This is a genomic window from Pseudomonas sp. S5D5 (genome assembly GCF_003013355.1).
Lineage (GTDB): Bacteria > Pseudomonadota > Gammaproteobacteria > Pseudomonadales > Pseudomonadaceae > Aquipseudomonas > Aquipseudomonas aylmerensis.
Map to the genome: position 1 here is coordinate 6,398,854 of NZ_PTEO01000001.1, position 19,745 is coordinate 6,418,598.

The following is a 19,745-nucleotide window of genomic DNA, read 5'->3' on the forward strand; positions in this document are numbered from 1 at the left end:
ACCGCGCACTGCATTTCACTTGCGGCTTGAAGCTTGCCGCTGGCGACTGCACTTATTGCGGGTTGGCACGGATGCTGGAAAGCAACGACTTCAAGTTGGCAGCCTTGGGCTTGACCAGCCAGAAACGACGCAGGTAATCATCGAGGTTTTCGGCGAGGTTACGACCCCATTCGCTGCCGGTCTCCTCGACGTACTCGTCCAGCACGTGCTGCAAGTGGTTCCGGTAGGATTCCATGGCTTCGCCGCTGATCCGCTGGATCTCGACCAACTCGTGGTTGACCTTGTCGACGAAGGTGTTGTCCTGGTCGAGCACGTAGGCGAAACCGCCGGTCATGCCCGAACCGAAGTTGTAACCAGTCTTGCCCAGTACCGCGACAAAGCCACCGGTCATGTACTCGCAGCAGTGATCGCCGGTACCTTCCACCACGGTGTGGGCACCGGAGTTACGCACGGCGAAACGCTCACCGGCCGTACCGGCGGCGAACAGCTTGCCACCGGTGGCGCCGTACAAGCAGGTGTTGCCGATGATGGCACTGTCCTGGGTCTTGTACACGCTGCCTGCAGGCGGAACGATCACCAGCTTACCGCCGGTCATGCCCTTGCCCACGTAGTCGTTGGCATCGCCTTCCAGGTACATGTGCAGGCCGCCGGCGTTCCACACGCCGAAACTCTGGCCAGCGGTGCCCTTGAAGCGGAAGGTGATCGGTGCTTTCGCCATCCCCTGGTTGCCGTGCTTGCGCGCGATTTCGCCGGAGATCCGTGCGCCGATGGAACGGTCGCAGTTGCAGATATCCAGGGCGAACTCGCCACCGCTGGCATCGTTGATCGACGAAGCAGCCATCTCGACCATCTTCTCGGCCAACAGGCCTTTGTCGAACGGCGGGTTGCGATCCACCTGGCAGAATTGCGGCTTGTCGGCCGGGATGTGATCACTGCCCAACAGCGGTGTCAGGTCGAGGTGGTTCTGCTTGGCGGTCTGGCCTTCGAGGATATCCAGCAGGTCGGTACGCCCGATCAGCTCTTCGAGGGAACGCACACCCAGCTTGGCCAGCCACTCACGGGTCTCTTCGGCGACGTAGGTGAAGAAGTTCACCACCATGTCGACGGTGCCGATGTAGTGATCCTTGCGCAGCTTCTCGTTCTGGGTCGCGACGCCGGTGGCGCAGTTGTTCAGGTGGCAGATGCGCAGGTATTTGCAGCCCAGGGCGATCATTGGCGCAGTACCGAAGCCGAAGCTCTCGGCGCCGAGGATCGCAGCCTTGATCACGTCGAGGCCGGTTTTCAGGCCGCCGTCGGTCTGCACCCGGACCTTGCCGCGCAGGTCGTTGCCGCGCAGGGTCTGGTGGGTTTCGGCCAGGCCGAGTTCCCACGGCGCGCCGGCGTACTTGATCGAGGTCAGCGGCGATGCGCCGGTGCCGCCGTCGTAGCCGGAGATGGTGATCAGGTCGGCATAGGCCTTGGCCACGCCAGCGGCGATGGTGCCCACGCCGGCTTCCGCCACCAGCTTCACCGAGACCAGGGCCTGCGGGTTGACTTGTTTCAAGTCAAAAATCAGCTGCGACAAGTCTTCGATCGAATAGATGTCGTGGTGCGGCGGTGGCGAAATCAGGGTCACGCCGGGTACTGCGTAACGCAGCTTGGCGATCAGGCCGTTGACCTTGCCGCCTGGCAGCTGGCCGCCCTCACCGGGCTTGGCGCCCTGGGCAACCTTGATCTGCAGCACTTCGGCGTTGACCAGGTATTCCGGGGTCACACCAAAACGGCCGGTGGCCACCTGCTTGATTTTCGAACTCTTGATGGTGCCGTAGCGCGCCGGGTCTTCACCGCCTTCACCGGAGTTGGAACGCGCACCCAGGCGGTTCATGGCTTCGGCCAGGGCTTCGTGAGCCTCGGGCGACAAGGCGCCCAGGGAAATACCGGCGGAGTCGAAGCGCTTGAGGATCGATTCCAGCGGCTCGACTTCGTTGATGTCCATCGCGGTGTCCAGGGTCTTCACCTTGAACAGGTCGCGGATCATCGACACCGGGCGGTTATCCACCAGGCTCGTGTATTCCTTGAACTTGGCGTAGTCGCCCTGCTGCACGGCAGCTTGCAGGGTGTTGACCACGTCCGGGTTGTACGCATGATATTCGCCGCCGTGGACGAACTTCAGCAGGCCGCCTTGCTGGATCGGCTTGCGCGCGCTCCAGGCTTCGGCTGCCAGGGCTTTCTGCTCGGCTTCGATATCGACGAAACGCGCGCCCTTGATACGGCTCGGCACACCACGGAAGCTCAGCTCGCAGACTTCTTCGGACAGGCCGATGGCTTCGAACAGTTGCGCGCCACGGTACGAGGTGACGGTGGAGATGCCCATCTTCGACAGGATCTTCAGCAGGCCCTTGGTGATGCCTTTACGGTAGTTCTTGAACACCTCGTAGAGGTCGCCGAGGACTTCGCCGGTACGGATCAGGTCGCCGAGGACTTCGTACGCCAGGAACGGGTACACCGCCGAGGCGCCGAAGCCGATCAGCACCGCAAAGTGATGCGGGTCACGGGCGGTAGCGGTTTCGACGAGGATGTTGGAATCGCAGCGCAGGCCTTTTTCGGTCAGGCGGTGGTGTACCGCGCCGGTGGCCAGGGACGCGTGGATCGGCAGCTTGCCCGGCGCGATGTGGCGGTCGGTCAGCACGATCTGGGTACGACCGGCGCGCACGGCTTCTTCGGCCTGGTCGGCGACATTGCGCACAGCGGCTTCAAGGCCGAGGCTCTCGTCGTAGTTGAGGTCGATGATCTGGCGGTCGAAGCCCGGGCGATCCAGGGTCATCAGCGAGCGCCACTTGGCCGGCGAAATCACTGGCGAGCTGAGGATCACGCGAGAAGCGTGCTCAGGCGATTCCTGGAAGATGTTGCGCTCGGCACCGAGGCAGACTTCCAGGGACATCACGATGGCTTCACGCAGCGGATCGATCGGCGGGTTGGTCACCTGGGCGAACTGCTGGCGGAAATAGTCGTACGGCGTGCGCACGCGCTGGGACAGCACGGCCATCGGCGTGTCGTCGCCCATGGAGCCGACCGCCTCGTAGCCTTGCTCGCCAAGCGGACGCAGCACCTGATCGCGTTCCTCGAAGGTGACCTGGTACATCTTCATGTACTGCTTGAGCTGGTCGACGTCGTAGAAAGCCGAACCGTGGTCGTTGTCTTCCATGGTCGCCTGGATGCGCAGAGCGTTCTTGCGCAGCCATTGCTTGTACGGGTGACGCGACTTCAAGCGGTTGTCGATCGCGTCGGTGTCGAGGATCTGCCCGGTCTCGGTGTCCACGGCCAGGATCTGGCCAGGGCCTACACGGCCCTTCGCGATCACGTCTTCCGGCTGGTAGTTCCACACGCCGATTTCCGACGCCAGGGTGATGAAGCCGTTGGTGGTGGTCACCCAACGCGCCGGGCGCAGGCCGTTACGGTCGAGCAGGCACACGGCGTAGCGACCGTCGGTCATGACCACGCCGGCCGGGCCGTCCCACGGCTCCATGTGCATCGAGTTGTACTCGTAGAATGCACGCAGATCCGGGTCCATGGTTTCGACGTTCTGCCACGCTGGCGGAATGATCATGCGCACGCCACGGAACAGGTCGATGCCGCCGGTGACCATCAGCTCGAGCATGTTGTCCATGCTGGAGGAGTCGGAACCGACGCGGTTGACCAGCGGGCCGAGCTCTTCCAGGTCCATCAAATCGTTGGCGAACTTGGTGCGACGGGCCACGGCCCAGTTGCGGTTGCCGGTGATGGTGTTGATCTCGCCGTTGTGGGCGAGGAAGCGGAATGGCTGGGCCAGCGGCCATTTCGGCAGGGTGTTGGTGGAGAAGCGCTGGTGGAACACGCAGATCGCGGTTTGCAGGCGCTCATCGCTCAGGTCTGGATAGAAGGCGGTCAAGTCCGCCGGCATCATCAGGCCTTTATAAATGATGGTCTTGTGGGAAAAGCTGCAGATGTAGTGGTCGGTGTCGGCGGCGTTGGCCACGGACGAACGACGACGCGAGGTGAACAGCTTGATCGCCATGTCCTGGTCGCTCAGGCCATCACCGGCAATGAACACTTGCTCGATCTGCGGCAGGCGCTCAAGGGCCAGGCGGCCGAGCACGCTGGTGTCGATCGGCACTTTGCGCCAGCCGACGAGTTGCAGGCCGGCAGCCAGGATCTCGCGGTTCATGTTCTCGCGAGCGGCTTCGGCTTTGACCGGGTCCTGATTGAAGAACACCATGCCCACGGCGTACTGCTTGGGCAAATCGGTGCCGAAATGCTCCTTGGCGACAGCACGCAGGAACTGGTCGGGCTTTTGAATCAGCAAGCCACAACCGTCACCGGTCTTGCCGTCGGCGTTGATCCCACCGCGGTGGGTCATGCAGGTCAGGGCCTCGATGGCCGTTTGCAGAAGGGTATGACTGGGCTCGCCCTGCATATGGGCTATCAGGCCGAAACCGCAGTTATCCTTGAATTCATCGGGTTGGTACAGACCTGCTTTCATAGACACTTTCTCACCAGGCTGCCTCTTATATCGAGGCAAATTTCTTTTCAATTCAACCGGTTACCTTCCACGCCGAACGTACGCCGGCTTAGCGGGGGCAAAAGGGAGGTCATTGTACACACCGACACGAACGCTCACAAATTTAGCGACGAAATGTCGCAAATCTATGTCGCATTTATGAAAGGTTTAAAACGATATGCTGTGCTAGTCAAAACTTTTTTAATTCTGACCGCTACGACTCAAAAGCTACTGTGACGCAGACACCACAAAGCGCGCGGCCTTCAGGGCTGCACGCTGTTGTAGTTTTTTTGAGGTGCCGGGAGGGCGGCCTGGGTAAGGCCGCCGGATCTTCAGCGAGTTGTTGCGAGTTCTTGTTGAACGCTGGCAACAGTGCGTGGCCAAGGTTTACCAGCCTGGACCTTCGCTGGCAAGGTTTTGATCGCAGAATCAGCAGCGGCACGGCTGGAGAAACTGCCGTAGGTGATCACGTAGAGAGGCTTGCCGTTGAGCACTTTCTTGAAATAACGGTACTCGCCACCCTGCTCTTTCACGAACGCCTGGGCGTTGGCTTCGGAGCTGGTGCCGAGGATCTGCACCACGAAGTTACCGGTCGGCTGGCTGGTGTACCAGCTGCTGCCGGCGGCGCCAGCCTTGGCAACGGTGGCGGCGGGTTTTTCTGCAGGCTTGGCAGCCGGTGCCGGAGCGGGCTTGGCGGCTGGTGCAGGGGCGACCGGCTTGGTCACTGGCGCAGGCTTGGCCGTGGCGACGGTAGGTGCCGGCGTCGGCTTGGCAGCCGGCTGGCCCGCTGGCACACCCGCAGGTGGTGCAGTGGTGGTGACCGTCGGCGGTGTGGCGCTGGAGCCTTCCACCGGCACGCCGTCGTCGCCTTCGGAGATGCCGCCGGCTTCTTCGGCGAGCGGGCCGCGCATCACCGGCTGGCCGACCATCGGCAGGTTGGTCGGTTGGCCGGAGTTGGCGAACTCGACATTTGGCGTGGGCTTGCCCAGTGGCAACTGCGCCTGTTCGGTTGGCGCGCCGGCAGTCGTCGGTGCCTTGCTGCGACCCGGGATCAGCCAGGCAGCGGCAACGGCGACCACGACAACGGCGGAAATCGCCAATACGTGCTTCTTAGGCATAGTGAACCCCATCTTTGGACGCTTGACCGCAGAGCGGCTGGCAATCATGGCTTCGATCATGGCATCGCGGGCGACCTGGTTGATGGTGCCAGGCCAGCCGTCGGAGCTTTCGTGAATATCAGAGATCTGCGCAGCGGAGAAAAGTTCGATGCCCTGCCCTGCGCCTTCAAGGCGTTGAGCCAGGTATTCGCGGGTTTCTTCCTCTTCGTACGGCTGCAATTCGATGACGTGGAACAGTTCCTGATCGCCACTGATCTGCTCCAGATCGGCGATCAACGACGACTCACCGAACAGGAACACATGGGGGCGACCCTCGGGCGTACCCGCCGCCAGCGCCAGCAGTGCTTCCAGGGCGGATTCGTCGAGTTGTTCGGCGTCATCCACCAGCAGGTAGACTTCCTGGCCGGTCAGGCCCAACTGCACCACCTGCTTGAGGATCGCATTCGGCTCGGCAGTGGACACGTCCAACGCCTGGGCCACTTGGCGCAATACGCCCGCTGCATCACCGGCGCCGCGAGCCGAGACCACCACGCTCTGTACCGACTGCTTGTTGGTGCTGGCCACCAGGGCCTGGCGCAGCAGGGTCTTGCCGCTGCCCAACGGGCCGGTCACCACCAGCAACAGTTGGCTGTAGCGCGCCAGATGGTGCAACTGCCCAAGCACCGGCTTGCGCTGGGCCGGGAAAAATTTGAAGCCAGGCACCCGTGGAGCAAAGGGGTCGTGGCTGAGCTGGTAATGGCCGAGGAACGCCTCGTCGGCATGCAAACTAGTCATCGGGATCTTATTAACCTTTAAGCTGGGCCAGGGCGCGGTAATCCGCTCCCAGCGTGGCCTGTAAAATCTCTTTCGGATAATCGTCGGTCACCACTGCTTCGCCCATGTGGCGCAGCAGCACCAGTCGCAGTCGACCGTCGATCACTTTCTTGTCTATCGCCATATGTTCGAGGAAGTCCGCCTCGGCCATCTCCTCAGGCGGGATGACCGGCAAACCGGCGCGCTGGAACAGGCGGATACCACGATCACGCTCCTGGGCACTGATCCAGCCCAGGCGGTGCGACATATCCAATGCCATCACAGTGCCAGCCGCAACGGCCTCCCCATGCAACCACACACCATAGCCCATGTGGGTTTCGATCGCATGGCCGAAGGTGTGACCCAGGTTCAAGGTGGCCCGTACACCGGACTCCCGTTCGTCGGCATTCACCACCAGCGCCTTGGCGGCGCAGGAGCGGGAAATCGCTTCAGTGAGTGCCGCCTGGTCCAGGTTGCGCAGGGCGTCTACGTGTTCTTCCAGCCAGGTGAGGAACGGCTCGTCACAGATCAGCCCGTACTTGATGACTTCCGCCAACCCGGCCGACAGCTCGCGCGGCGGCAAGGTGTTGAGCGTCGCGGTGTCGATCAGCACGGCTTGGGGCTGGTAGAACGCACCAACCATGTTCTTGCCCAGCGGGTGGTTGATACCGGTCTTGCCACCCACCGAGGAATCGACCTGGGACAGCAAGGTGGTCGGCACCTGGATAAAGTCCACGCCACGCTGATAGCAGGCGGCCGCAAAGCCGGCCATGTCGCCGATCACACCGCCGCCCAGGGCGACCACGGTGGTACGGCGGTCATGACGTGCGGTCAGCAGGCCGTCAAAGATCAGTTGCAGGGTTTCCCAGTTCTTGTGGGCTTCGCCGTCGGGCAAGATCACCGAGATCACGGAATACGCCGACAGGCTGCGGCTCAGACGCTCAAGATACAGCGGCGCGACCGTTTCGTTGGAGATGATCGCCACTTGCCGCCCGGCAATATGCGGTGCGAGCAACTCGGGCTGGTCCAGCAGACCTTCGCCAATATGGATCGGGTAGCTGCGCTCGCCTAGATCGACCTTAAGTGTCTGCATGTGTCCCCGCGTTGAAGATGTATTGACGACCGGTAACGTCCAGATCAGACGTTGCCTGATGGCTCTACGCCACACCCGCAAGGGTGATAGCGCGCCGCCGAGAATAGCGCATTTCGAGCCTGGCTTTAACGGGGTGGCAGCCGTTGCAGGCGCTCAAGAATGTCGAGCACCACCATCCGCGGTGGCCGCTCATCGGTTTCCACCACCAGATCGGCGATCTCCCGATACAGCGGGTCGCGCAGCGTCAGCAGATCCCGCAGGGTCTTGGCCGGGTCGGCGGTGCGCAACAACGGGCGATTGCGATCGCGGGCGGTACGGCCCACTTGCTGTTCCACCGACGCATGCAGATAGACCACGCGACCGCCGGCATGCAGCGCCCGGCGGTTTTCCTCGCGCATCACCGCGCCACCGCCGGTCGCCAATACCACGCCATCGCAGCCGCACAGCTCGGCAATCATCGCCTGCTCGCGGTCGCGAAAGCCCAGTTCGCCTTCCTTATCGAAGATCCATGGGATATTGGCACCCGTGCGCAATTCAATTTCCTTGTCGGAATCTTTGAATGGCAGGCGCAGCTCTTTGGCCAGCAAACGGCCGATGGTGCTTTTTCCAGCCCCCATCGGTCCTACAAGAATCAAATTTCGCACAGAATCAACGACTCACAGCAATCGCCTGGTTATTCATAATACGCGGAGTCAGGAATACCAGCAGCTCGGATTTTTTCTCCGCCAGCACATCGCGCCGGAAAAGGCGGCCAAGATACGGCACATCGCCCAAAAATGGCACTTTATCTACCACTTTGCTTTGGGTATTGGAGAAAACCCCGCCAATCACGATGGTCTCCCCATCCTTGACCAGCACCTTGGCGTTGACCTCGTTTTTCTTGATCGGCGGCACGTCATTGAGCTTGTTCAGGTAGTCGGGCTCATCCTTCGTGACCTTGACCTCCATGATCACCCAGCCGTCCGGGGTGATTTGCGGGGTGACTTCCAGCGACAGCGAAGCCTCCTTGAACGACACCGACGTGGCACCGCTGGAGCTGGATTCCTGGTAGGGAATCTCGGTGCCCTTGAGGATGCGTGCGGTTTCCTTGTCAGAGGTGACCACTTTGGGTTGCGAGACAATTTCCCCGTTACCGGTTTTCTCCATGGCGGTCAGCTCAAGGTCCAGCAGCAAATTATCGGTGATGAAGGCGATGCCCAGGCCGGAGGTACCGGCCAGCGAGCCCATATCGACAAACGGTGCGCTGGCCGGGTTTTCCACAGGCTCCATGCCGTCGGGCAAAGGTTTCTGAATGCCGCCAGCACCCCAACCACCGCGACTGAGTCCACCTCCCCAACGCACGCCCAGGCTTTTGTCGTAATCGACATTGGCCTCGACAATCCTCGCCTCGATCATCACCTGGCGCACCGGGATATCCAGCTGCGCCACGATTCGCCGCAGCTCGTCCAAACGCTCGCGGGTCTGGTAGGCGATGATGTTATTGGTGCGGTCGTCCACCGCCACCGAGCCGCGCTCATCGGTGCTGCCTTCAAGGCCAGCCACCGACTGGAACAGCTTGGCCAAGTCTGCGGCCTTGGCGTAATTGACCTGCAGCAGCTCGCGGCGCAAGGGCGCCAGCTCGGCCATCTGTTTGCGCGACTCCAGCGTCAACAGTTCGCGGGCAGCCAGCTCCTCGGCAGGCGCCACCAGCAATACACCGGCCTTCAGCCGCTTATCCAGGCCCTTGGCCTGCAGCACCAAGTCGAGCGCCTGATCCCACGGCACATCCTTGAGGCGCAGGGTGATCGAACCCTGCACGTCGTCGCTGGCCACCAGGTTGAGGCCCGCGACATCGGCGATTTGCTGCAGCACGGCGCGCAGCTCGATGTTCTGGAAGTTGAGGTTCAGCTTGTCGCCGGTATAGGTGTTCGATGCAGCGCTGCCGGGGGGCGGCAGCTGGATCAGATCCACACGATTGGGCACAGCAGCAGCCATCGGTGCCGTGAACGCTATCCATAGCGCCACACCGAAGGACGAGAAAGTCCTTTTCATTGGTTTATTCCGTTATGAGTTGACGTTTAACGCGAGGGTTCGCGGACGCTCCAGCCATGCGCCCTGTTCATCGGGGAACAATTCCACCAGTTCTATATGCCCCTCATGGATGGCCGTCACCCGGCCGTGGTCCGGCCCCAGGTAATCCCCGACCGCGAGGCGATGCACCTTGGAGGCGGCACGCAGCAAGGCATAGGTCTGCAGCCCGCGAGACAAGGTGCCGACCATTTCGAGCTGATCCACCGCCAGGCTTTCGAGGATGCCTCGCGCCCGGCTGAGGTCCGGCGCATGGGCCGCGCGGCCACGCACATGATCGACCTGGACGGCAAGCGGCTGGAACGGGTCGCGCAGGCCAAAGGCATCGTAGACAAACGGCTGGGCCTGAACGGCTATGCCACGCCCCTGCTGCGCATGCCAATAGGTCCTGGCCAGCAGGTCCAGGCGCAGCAGCTTGCCATCACGGCGCAGGGCGACATCGTGCACCGTGGTGAGTCGTGCCAGGCCGCCCAAGGCACTCACGAACGTGGCCAGGTCGTGGTAAGCGCCCGTCACGCCGATCTGCACCGGCTGCTCGCCGTGCAAAGACCGTGGCTGCTCATCCAGCGGGGCGATGCTTTCGATCAGCAAACCATTGGCCAGCGCCAACCGAGCGGTGTCTTCCAGCAAGGCGGGCATCTGCGATTCGGCGGGCAGCGCCTGCAACAGCTCGTCGAACTTCGCCTGCCTGAGTGCAAGCTCATGGACCCGTGCCTCGAGGCTGGCCGACAAGGTGCTTTTTTGCGCAAGCTGCTGCTGCAAAGCGACGTCCTCGCGCTCCAGCTGCTGCAACCGCTCCCGCGACGGGCCGAGGTACATCCACTCACCCATCACCAGCACCACGCCCACCAGCGCACAGCCCAGCAGGGCCTTGCCAGGTAGGGGCCATTTTGCAGCGTTGTGAGTGAGTGCAGAAATATCGAGCCTGGGCAGGCTCATGGTTGAGCCTCGGTGGACTCTCCCTGGCGCACCATCAGCTGGAATTCATTGTTGCCGCGCATGCCTTCGGTGCGCACATGCTGCAGCCGCGTGGCGTGGGCGCCTTCAGACGCCTCCAGGCGGCGCATCAACTGGGCGATGTCCTGGCTCGATTCAGCACTGCCGCTGATGCTCAGCGTGTCGCCCTTCGCCACGACTTCATGCAGGTGTACCCCTTCAGGCACTGCGCGGGCCAACTGGTCCAGCAGTTGGGCGCCGGATGAGCGGGAGTCGTGCAGGTCCTGTACGACCTTCATGCGCTCCGCCAGTTGCTGGCTTTGCTCCTGCAGGTCATCGATGGTCCTGATGCGCGAATCGAGCACGCCGACTTCCTTGCCGAGGTGGTCATTGCGCGTCACTTGCCGGTCAATCGCCTGGTCGATCACCTGGTCCGCCAGCCACACGGCTGCGAGCGCCACACAGGCGAACGCCAGCAAACACGCGAGGAAGTACTTGCGTCGCCGCTCTGCCAGCGCCTGGCGCCAAGGCAAAAGATTGATTCGTGTCATCAAGCGAAACTCCTCAGGGCCAACCCGCAAGCAATTCCCATCCCTTGGGCATCCAAGGCCCATTGTGCACCATCGACTCGATGGCCCGGCGTGAAGCTGGCGAAATCCTGACTGCAAGCGCGCGCCAATGCAAACGCTTCGACGTCCACCACCTTCGGCACCAGCCCGGCCAGCGCCAAAACCGCCTCGCGCGCCTCCACCTGCGCCTTCAGGCACGCAGCCAGCAGCACCTGCACCCGCGCCGGGTCCTGGGACAATTGCCCTTGCACCTGAAAGTCGATGCTCACGTCATCCAATGGGTAGGGGATGTACTGGTCCGCCTCCATCTGGATCATCCATGTCATCTCGTCGTCGCTGAGGCCTGCTTCCATTTCGATCACCCGCGTGATCACCGAAGGCCCGGACACCGCCACGGCAGCCCCGCGCGCCGAGGTTTGCAGCCGTGCCAATGCAGCCTGCAGGGCACGCCCGATCCCCTCGAGATCCAGCAAGGTACCATCCACCACCGCATGGGCCGGCAGCGCCTGGGTGGCGTAGCCTTGAATGGTGTAACCGGCGGTTGAATGACTCAATTCGACCAGGCTGATGGCCGTGTCATTGATATCGACGCCCAGGAGGGTGTCGGTTTTTCGCCTGAAAAATCCCTTTCGCATAAAACTCCCTAAAGCTTTGCCTGTCATACCGCCTGATTGCCGTCGGGCGCCATGCATTCGGTCGATTTGTTGAACCTGTGCGAATGACGTCCGAAGCCGAAAAATGCTTTAATGCCCAGCGTTTTTTCCCGCTTTTTATCTGCAGCTCGGGTTGATCCATCGTTTGCCATGCATGCCCCGACGCCTAACTCATTCTTTTCTCTGGAAATCCAAAAGCCTTGATTCGTCTGCTGAAGTTTTTCGGGTACTCCATTGTCGCGATCGTCTGCGGGCTGCTGCTCGTGCTCAGCGGGGCCTATCTCTACCTTAGTCCGGGTTTGCCCTCCGTAGAGGCCCTGAGAAGTATCCAGTTGCAGATTCCTTTGCGGGTCTACAGCAGCGATGAAAAACTGATCGCGGAGTTCGGCGAAATGCGCCGCACACCGATCCGTTTTGCCGACATTCCACCCAATTTCATCAGCGCGTTGTTGTCGGCCGAAGACGATAATTTTGCCAACCACTATGGCGTCGACCCCAGCAGCCTGGTGCGCGCAGCCACACAATTGGTAAAAAGCGGACACATTCAATCCGGCGGCAGCACCATCACCATGCAGGTGGCGAAGAACTTCTTCCTCACCAGCGAGCGCAGCTTTTCGCGTAAAGCCACCGAGATCCTCCTGGCGCTGCAGATCGAACGCCAGCTGACCAAGGATGAAATCCTCGAGCTGTACGTCAACAAAATCTATCTGGGCAACCGTGCCTACGGGATCGAGGCGGCTTCGCAGGTGTACTACGGCAAGTCGATCCGTGACGCCAGCCTGGCGCAGATGGCGATGATCGCCGGCCTGCCCAAGGCCCCGTCGCGCTTCAACCCGCTGGCCAACCCGGCGCGCAGCAAGGAGCGTCGCGACTGGATCCTGGGGCGCATGTACAAGCTGGGCAAGATCGACCAGGCCGCTTACGAAAGCGCCGTGGCCGAGCCGCTGAACGCCAGTTATCACGTGCCGACGCCAGAAGTGAACGCGCCGTATATCGCCGAAATGGCGCGCGCCGAGATGGTCGGCCGCTACGGCAGCGAGGCCTACACCGAAGGTTTCCGCGTGACCACTACCGTGCCGAGCGACCTGCAGGAAATCGCCAACACGTCGGTGCATTCCGGCCTGGTCACCTACGACCAGCGCCACGGCTACCGTGGCCCGGAATCGCGCCTGCCGGGCAAGACCCTGAGCGCCTGGACCACCGAGCTGGGCAAGCAACGCCCGATCAGTGGCCTGGAGCCCGCCATCGTCACCCAGGTGAAGAAAGATGGCTTGCAGGTCCTGACCCGCACCGGCGAAGCGCATGTGGCGTGGGACAGCATGAAATGGGCACGCCCGTTCCTGAACACCAACAGCATGGGCCCGATGCCCAAGCAGCCGTCGGACGTCGCGCAAGTCGGTGACCTGATCCGCGTGCAGCGCCAGAAGGACGACAGCCTCAAATTCAGCCAGGTGCCATTGGCCCAGGGCGCGCTGGTTTCGCTGGACCCACAGAACGGTGCGATCCGCGCGCTGGTCGGTGGCTTCGCTTTCGAGCAGAGCAACTACAACCGCGCCACCCAGGCCAAGCGTCAACCAGGGTCGAGCTTCAAGCCGTTCATCTACAGTGCCGCACTGGATAATGGTTATACCGCCGCCAGCCTGGTCAACGATGCACCGATCGTGTTTGTCGACGAGTACCTGGACAAGGTCTGGCGCCCGAAAAACGACACCAACACCTTCCTCGGCCCGATCCGCATCCGCGAGGCGCTGTACAAGTCGCGCAACCTGGTGTCGATCCGACTGCTGCAAGCGATGGGCGTGGGCAAGACCATCGACTACATCACCCGCTTTGGCTTCAACAAGTCGGACCTGCCGCCGAACCTGTCGCTGGCCCTGGGCACCGCGACCCTCACGCCGATGGAGATCGCCACCGGCTGGAGCACCTTTGCCAACGGCGGCTACAAGATCACGCCATACCTGATCGACAAGATCGAAAGCCGCAATGGCGACACCCTGTTCACCGCCAACCCGCCACGCGTGCCGGGTGACGTGGTCAACGGCGTGGCGGCCACCGATGGCGTGGCGGCCCCGGGCAACGGCGGTATCACCATCGAGCCGACCCCAGGTACACAGCCTGCGGCAAATGCCACGGCCCCGACCGAGCCGCAGGCACCTGCCGTGGCCGAGCGCGTGGTGGATGGCCGTACCACCTATATCCTCAACAGCATCCTGGAAGACGTGATCAAGAAAGGCACCGGCCGTCGCGCCCTGGCCCTGGGCCGGGCGGATATCGCGGGCAAGACCGGTACCACCAACGATTCCAAGGACGCCTGGTTCTCCGGCTACAACGCCGACTACGTGACCACCGTGTGGACCGGCTACGACCAGCCGGAAAGCCTCGGCCGTCGCGAGTTCGGCGGCACCGTCGCGCTGCCGATCTGGATGAGCTACATGGGCGCCGCCCTGAAGGACAAGCCGCTGCATACCCAACCCGAGCCGGAAGGCATCCTCAGCCTGCGGATCGATCCGGTCAGTGGCCGCGCGGCCTCGCCAAGCACGCCGAATGCGTACTTCGAACTGTTCAAGAGCGAAGACACCCCGCCGTCGGTCAACGAGCTGGGCAATGGCGTTGCACCGGGCAGCCCGCTGCCGGCGGATGAGGCGGCGCCGATCGACTTGTTCTAATCGGATCTGTGGCTGAGCACAGATCCAATGTGGGAGCGGGCTTGCTCGCGAAGGCGGAGTATCAGGCTCAGATGGGCCGACTGACACACCGCCTTCGCGAGTAAGCCCGCTCCCACCTTTAGCTCACCGCAAGGCTCAAGCTAATTGCCAGCCAACAAAAAGCCCCGACTCTCGCGAGCCGGGGCTTTTTGTTGTGCGCTACAACGGCTTAGCCGTTGAACACATCATCCACGCTTTGCAGCGGGTAGTGCTTCGGATACGGCAGGGTAGCCACACCGGTCTCGATCGCGGCCTTGGCCACGGCATCGGAGATCAGGGTGATCAGGCGCTTATCCATTGGTTTCGGAATGATGTACTCACGGCCGAATTCCAGCTTGATGCCACCGTAGGCGTCGCACACTTCCTGAGGAACCGGCAGCTTGGCCAGTTCGCGCAGGGCGTTGGCGGCAGCGACTTTCATTTCTTCGTTGATGCGCTTGGCGCGAACGTCCAGGGCACCACGGAAGATGAACGGGAAGCCCAGTACGTTGTTGACCTGGTTCGGGTAGTCCGAACGGCCGGTCGCCATGATCACGTCGCTACGGGTGGCGTGCGCCAGTTCCGGAGAGATTTCTGGATCAGGGTTGGAGCAGGCGAACACGATCGGGTTGGCCGCCATGGACTTCAGGCCTTCGGCGCTCAGCAGGTTCGGACCGGACAGGCCGACGAACACGTCGGCACCGTCGAGGGCGTCAGCCAGGGTGCGCTTCTCGGTGGCGTGGGCAAACATCGCCTTGTACTGGTTCAGGTCGGTACGCTCGGACTGGACCACGCCCTTGCTGTCGACCATGAAGATGTTTTCCAGCTTGGCGCCCATGCTCACCAGCAACTTCATGCAGGAGATGGCCGCAGCGCCAGCGCCCAGGCAGACGATCTTGGCGTCAGCCAGGGTTTTGCCAGCGATTTCCAGGGCGTTGATCATGCCGGCCGCGGTAACGATCGCGGTGCCGTGCTGGTCATCGTGGAATACCGGAATGTCGCACTGCTCGATCAGGGCCTTTTCGATCTCGAAGCACTCAGGTGCCTTGATGTCTTCCAGGTTGATGCCACCGAAGGTGATGGAAATGCGCTTGACGGTGTCGATGAAGGCCTGCGGGCTTTCGGAGTCGACTTCGATGTCGAAAACGTCGATGCCGGCGAAGCGCTTGAACAGCACGCCTTTACCTTCCATGACTGGCTTGGAAGCCAATGGGCCGAGGTTACCCAGGCCCAGGATCGCGGTGCCATCGGAAATCACTGCAACCAGGTTGCCTTTGCCGGTGTACTTGTACGCCAGTTCAGGGTCGCGGGCGATTTCACGTACGGGCTCGGCAACGCCAGGGCTGTAGGCCAGCGACAGGTCGCGGGCGGTGGCAGTGGCTTTGGTGAGCTCTACACTCAGCTTTCCTGGACGAGGATGGGCATGATATTCGAGAGCGGCAGTTTTCAAATCAGACATATCGGCATTCCGCTTTTACTGTTGGTCGACGGACCGCCGAGGATACGCGTGTCGCAAAGTCCCTACAAGACTGGGCAGTCACAGGTGTCAAGGGCCCTGCACTAAGACTTTCGGCCAAGAGCCACGGGATACAAGGGCTCAACTGTTCACAATCGACTTAAAAAATGTCTACAATTTTTTCTTAAAGCGTCGATTTAAGCATCCCGGGATCGGTCAGTGGCAGCAGCCAACGCGCCTGGCCGTTTTTCAGGCCGCCGCGTCGCGAACGATCCTGCACCCAACCACGCGCCTCAACAGTGCGCCCTTGCAGACCATTGAGCAGGACACTGTCGAATTGGCTGACCAGAGCCGGGGCGATGCGTAATACCAGTGAACCCTGCAGCTCAATCCAGACGCCGCCCCGATTACGCTCGACCTTGTTGACCCGGCCACTGACCACGGCAAACCCGGAACGCTTGAGTTGCGTGACGGCCTGCACCGGCGATTGCCGCCAAAGACCGAGCCGCGCCTTGCGGGCAGTGTTTTCAGCGGCCTGCTGACAGCTGACGAGGTCAACATTCGGCGCCACCCCCACTTGGAAGCCCAGCCCTTCGGTCAACAGTTGGGCTTCAAGGTTCTTGCCGTCGGCACCATAGAGATGGGCCAGGGTGCGTCCGTAATGATCTTTAGGCTCGCGCCCCACCACCAGGCCGACACGGCCATTGCTGGCCTGGACCAGCGCCTGTAGGCGCTGACGGGCGGCGACGGCGTAGGGTTCGTCCGCACGGCCCTTCTTGCCGGTCTCCGGCGCATTGATACCGATCAGCCGCACGCTGCGGCCATCCTTGAGGCGTACCGTGTCGCCATCCACCACGCGCTGCACTTCCACACGGGCCAGGGACGTCGGTGCCGGGCAGAACGCCTCGGCCTGCGCAGCCGAGAGCCAAATCCCAGGCACAAAAAAGGCGCCCACAAGGGACGCCTTTTTCAACAGCTGGCAAAAGCCCATAAGGCTTTTGAGCCTTACTCTGCTGGAGTAGCAGCAGGCTTCTTGCCGAAAGCACCAAAGCGATCTGCGAAGCGCTGTACACGGCCGCCGGTGTCCAGAGTTTTCTGCTTACCGGTGTAGAACGGGTGGCACTCGTTGCATACGTCAGTACCCAGTGGCTTGCACAGGTTCGAACGAGTTTCGAACTTGTTGCCGCAGCTGCAGGTGACTTCGATGGTTTCGTACGCTGGATGGATATCGGCTTTCATGGTGACTTCCTCGGGCTAGCGTGCCGCCACTCGACACTATTGTCGAATACCGCACGTAATTAGGCCGCGGATTCTACCAGACCTTTTTAATCACGCAAGCAGCGGCGGCGGTCGTTTACACACATAAAAGCCCCTTTCATCAGAAAACTTGCGGCACACCAGAGGGCAAGCCTGCCCACCACAACCCGCCCGGCGCCCACAGAAGTGCTGCCTCCTGTACCAGAGACGGGACACCTCTACCGCAGGTCTGCTAGGCTCCCGCCCCTGCGCCACTGCCTGCCTTTATAGATGAGACCCCTCGCGTGCCCGACGCCATTTTGCGCCTAGCCCTGCCCTCGCCCCTGCGCCGCCTGTTCGACTACCGGGCCCCGGCCGGCGTGCTGCGGGCGCAGTTGCAGCCGGGCATGCGTGTGCGCGTGCCATTCGGGCGGCGGGAGATGATCGGCATCCTGGTGGAAGTCGCCGACCACAGCGAAGTGCCGGCCGAAAAGCTCAAGCCGGCGCTGGCGATCCTTGATGCCACGCCACCGCTGCCGCCGGAGCTGTTCAAGCTGTGTCTGTGGACCGCCCAGTATTACCAGCACAGCCTCGGCGATACCTTGAGCTGGGCACTGCCGGTGCTGTTGCGCCAGGGCGAGTTGGCCGAAGCGCGCCAGGAACGCTTCTGGTCGATGGTGCCCGGTGCGCGCCTCGACGACCCGCGCATCGCCCGCGCGCCGCGCCAGCGTGAAGCCCTGGCCACCCTGGCGCAACATCCTCACGGCGTCGCGCATCAGTTGCTGAGCAAGCTGATGCTGAGCAAGGACAGCCTCGACCTGCTGTTGGCCAAGGGCCTGGTGCAGGTGGAAATCCGCAAGCACGCCCCGGACCCGCGCCACGAACACTGGCTGGCCCAGCCCGAACTACCGCTGAACACCGAACAACGCGCCGCGTACGAAGCCATTCGCGCAGGCTTCGACAGTTTCCACGCGTTCCTGCTGGCGGGTGTCACCGGCAGCGGCAAGACCGAAGTCTATCTGCAACTGATCCGTGAAACCCTGCAGGCCGGCAAACAGGCGCTGGTGTTGATCCCGGAGATCAACCTGGGCCCGCAAACCCTGGCGCGCTTCGAGCAGCGCTTCAATGCGCGCATTGCCCTGGTGCACTCGGCGGTCAACGACCGGGAGCGCCTGGAGTCGTGGCTGGCGGCGCGCGATGGCGAGGCCGACATTATTATCGGCACGCGTTCGGCGCTGTTCACGCCGATGAAGAACCCCGGGCTGATCATCATCGACGAGGAGCACGACGGCTCCTATAAACAGCAGGAAGGCCTGCGTTATCACGCCCGCGACCTGGCGCTGGTGCGCGCGCGCCAGGAAGACATCCCGATTGTGCTGGGCTCGGCCACACCGTCCCTGGAAAGCCTGCATAACGCCTACACCGGCCGGTATGGACTCCTACGCTTGAATGAGCGCGCGGGGGGCGCCAAACAGCCACGTTTCCTGCGCCTGGACGTCAAGAGTCGTCCACTCGACAGCGGCATCTCCGGGCCTATGCAGCAAGCCATCGGCCAGACCCTCGCCGCCGGCCAGCAGGTATTGGTGTTTCTCAATCGCCGCGGCTTTGCGCCGACCCTGCTGTGCCATGACTGCGGCTGGATGTCGGAGTGCGAGCGCTGCGATGCGCGCATGACCGTGCACCAGCGCTACGGCGAATTGCGCTGCCATCACTGCGGCCATGTGGAACGCGTGCCTCGCCACTGCCCGCAGTGCGGCAAGGTCGACCTGCGGCCGGTGGGCGCAGGCACCGAGCGCGCCGAGGAACGCCTGGGCATTCTGTTCCCCGACTACCCGGTGCTGCGGGTCGACCGCGACAGCACCTCGCGCAAAGATGCGATGAATCAGCTGTTTGCCACCATTCAGAAAGGCCAGCCATGCATTCTGGTGGGCACGCAGATGCTCGCCAAAGGGCATCATTTTCCACGGGTGACCCTGGTGTCGATCCTGGATGCCGATGGTGGCCTGTTCTCCGGCGACTTCCGCGCCAGCGAGCGCATGGCGCAGTTGATTGTGCAGGTCGCGGGCCGCGCCGGACGCGCCGAAGAGCCGGGCAAAGTGATTATCCAGACGCATTTGGCTGACCATCCACTGCTGATCCAACTGACAGAACAAGGCTACTTTGCCTTCGCCGAGCAGGCGCTGAGCGAGCGCCGCTCCGCCGGACTGCCACCCTTTGCCCATTTGGCGCTGCTGCGCGCCGAAGCGCATAAACCCGGGCAAGCCGAAGGTTTCCTGGATGAAGCCTGCAGCGCCGCCGAACGTTTGCTCGTCGAACTGGGTCTGACCGGCATCGAATTGCTCGGCCCGGTGCCCGCGCCCATGGAGCGCCGCGCCGGACGCTATCGTGCTCAGCTACTCTTGCAGGCAACCTCCCGTGCACCGCTGCATCGGCTATTAAGTAGCTGGTTGCTTGCCCTGGAGCAAATGCCCAGTGGCAGGCAAGTGCGATGGTCGTTGGACGTAGACCCGGTAGATTTGTACTGATTTCAAAATCGCTATCCCAGGCAAGCCGGCTCCCACGTTTTGAAATGTGAATACCCTTAAATGTGGCAGCGGGCTTACCCGCGATGAGGCCCGCAGGTCT

At 62.2% G+C, this 19,745-nt stretch carries 13 protein-coding genes; 2 read left to right on the forward strand and 11 right to left on the reverse strand.

Annotated elements, in window-relative coordinates; translation table 11 throughout:
- Window positions 1–52: 52 nt before the first annotated feature.
- The 8 genes from gltB to pilM all read right to left on the reverse strand — a co-directional run bounded on the left by gltB (window position 53) and on the right by pilM (window position 11,726).
- Entirely contained in the window at window positions 53–4,498 is a 4,446-nt protein-coding gene (gltB, locus tag C9990_RS29250) for a glutamate synthase large subunit (protein WP_106805371.1), read from the reverse strand.
- A 350-nt stretch (window positions 4,499–4,848) separates the two neighbouring features.
- The gene (locus C9990_RS29260) at window positions 4,849–6,408 is read right to left on the reverse strand and encodes an SPOR domain-containing protein (RefSeq protein ID WP_065899945.1); all 1,560 of its coding nucleotides are present in this window, start codon (window positions 6,406–6,408) and stop codon (window positions 4,849–4,851) included.
- A gap of 10 nt (window positions 6,409–6,418) precedes the next feature.
- Complete coding sequence (aroB, locus tag C9990_RS29265) at window positions 6,419–7,519, reverse strand: 3-dehydroquinate synthase (protein WP_106805372.1); 1,101 nt, start codon at window positions 7,517–7,519, stop codon at window positions 6,419–6,421.
- 125 nt (window positions 7,520–7,644) lie between these two features.
- Window positions 7,645–8,163 (reverse strand): shikimate kinase AroK, encoded by a 519-nt coding sequence (gene aroK, locus C9990_RS29270; protein WP_065899941.1) that lies wholly within the window; start codon window positions 8,161–8,163, stop codon window positions 7,645–7,647.
- A gap of 4 nt (window positions 8,164–8,167) precedes the next feature.
- The gene (locus C9990_RS29275) at window positions 8,168–9,493 is read right to left on the reverse strand and encodes a type IV pilus secretin PilQ (RefSeq protein WP_106805373.1); all 1,326 of its coding nucleotides are present in this window, start codon (window positions 9,491–9,493) and stop codon (window positions 8,168–8,170) included.
- Between the two features lie 69 nt (window positions 9,494–9,562).
- Window positions 9,563–10,525, reverse strand: a complete 963-nt coding sequence (locus C9990_RS29280) for a pilus assembly protein PilP (protein WP_106805374.1) — start codon at window positions 10,523–10,525, stop codon at window positions 9,563–9,565.
- Window positions 10,522–11,073, reverse strand: a complete 552-nt coding sequence (locus C9990_RS29285; protein ID WP_106805375.1) for a PilN domain-containing protein — start codon at window positions 11,071–11,073, stop codon at window positions 10,522–10,524. The genes C9990_RS29280 and C9990_RS29285 overlap by 4 nt, the downstream gene beginning before the upstream one ends.
- On the reverse strand, window positions 11,073–11,726 hold the full coding sequence (gene pilM, locus C9990_RS29290; protein ID WP_106805376.1) for a type IV pilus biogenesis protein PilM: 654 nt from the start codon (window positions 11,724–11,726) through the stop codon (window positions 11,073–11,075). The genes C9990_RS29285 and pilM overlap by 1 nt, the downstream gene beginning before the upstream one ends.
- 221 nt (window positions 11,727–11,947) lie before the next feature.
- Here pilM and C9990_RS29295 point away from each other — a divergent pair, with 221 nt between their 5' ends.
- Window positions 11,948–14,410 carry a penicillin-binding protein 1A gene (locus C9990_RS29295; protein ID WP_371920715.1) on the forward strand — a complete coding sequence of 821 codons (2,463 nt, stop codon included), beginning with the start codon at window positions 11,948–11,950 and terminating at the stop codon, window positions 14,408–14,410.
- Window positions 14,411–14,618: 208 nt separating this feature from the next.
- On the opposite strand, the gene C9990_RS29300 is transcribed toward C9990_RS29295, so the two are convergent.
- The 3 genes from C9990_RS29300 to rpmE form a co-directional block, all read right to left on the reverse strand.
- A complete protein-coding gene (locus tag C9990_RS29300) occupies window positions 14,619–15,887 on the reverse strand; it encodes a malic enzyme-like NAD(P)-binding protein (protein ID WP_065899913.1) in 1,269 nt (422 codons plus the stop codon).
- A gap of 181 nt (window positions 15,888–16,068) precedes the next feature.
- Window positions 16,069–16,875, reverse strand: coding sequence for a thermonuclease family protein (locus tag C9990_RS29305; RefSeq protein WP_106805377.1), 807 nt, complete (start codon window positions 16,873–16,875; stop codon window positions 16,069–16,071).
- Between the two features lie 14 nt (window positions 16,876–16,889).
- Window positions 16,890–17,123 (reverse strand): 50S ribosomal protein L31, encoded by a 234-nt coding sequence (gene rpmE / locus C9990_RS29310; RefSeq protein WP_005784030.1) that lies wholly within the window; start codon window positions 17,121–17,123, stop codon window positions 16,890–16,892.
- A gap of 302 nt (window positions 17,124–17,425) precedes the next feature.
- Here rpmE and C9990_RS29315 point away from each other — a divergent pair, with 302 nt between their 5' ends.
- Window positions 17,426–19,645, forward strand: coding sequence for a primosomal protein N' (locus C9990_RS29315; RefSeq protein ID WP_065899909.1), 2,220 nt, complete (start codon window positions 17,426–17,428; stop codon window positions 19,643–19,645).
- Window positions 19,646–19,745 lie beyond the last annotated feature (100 nt).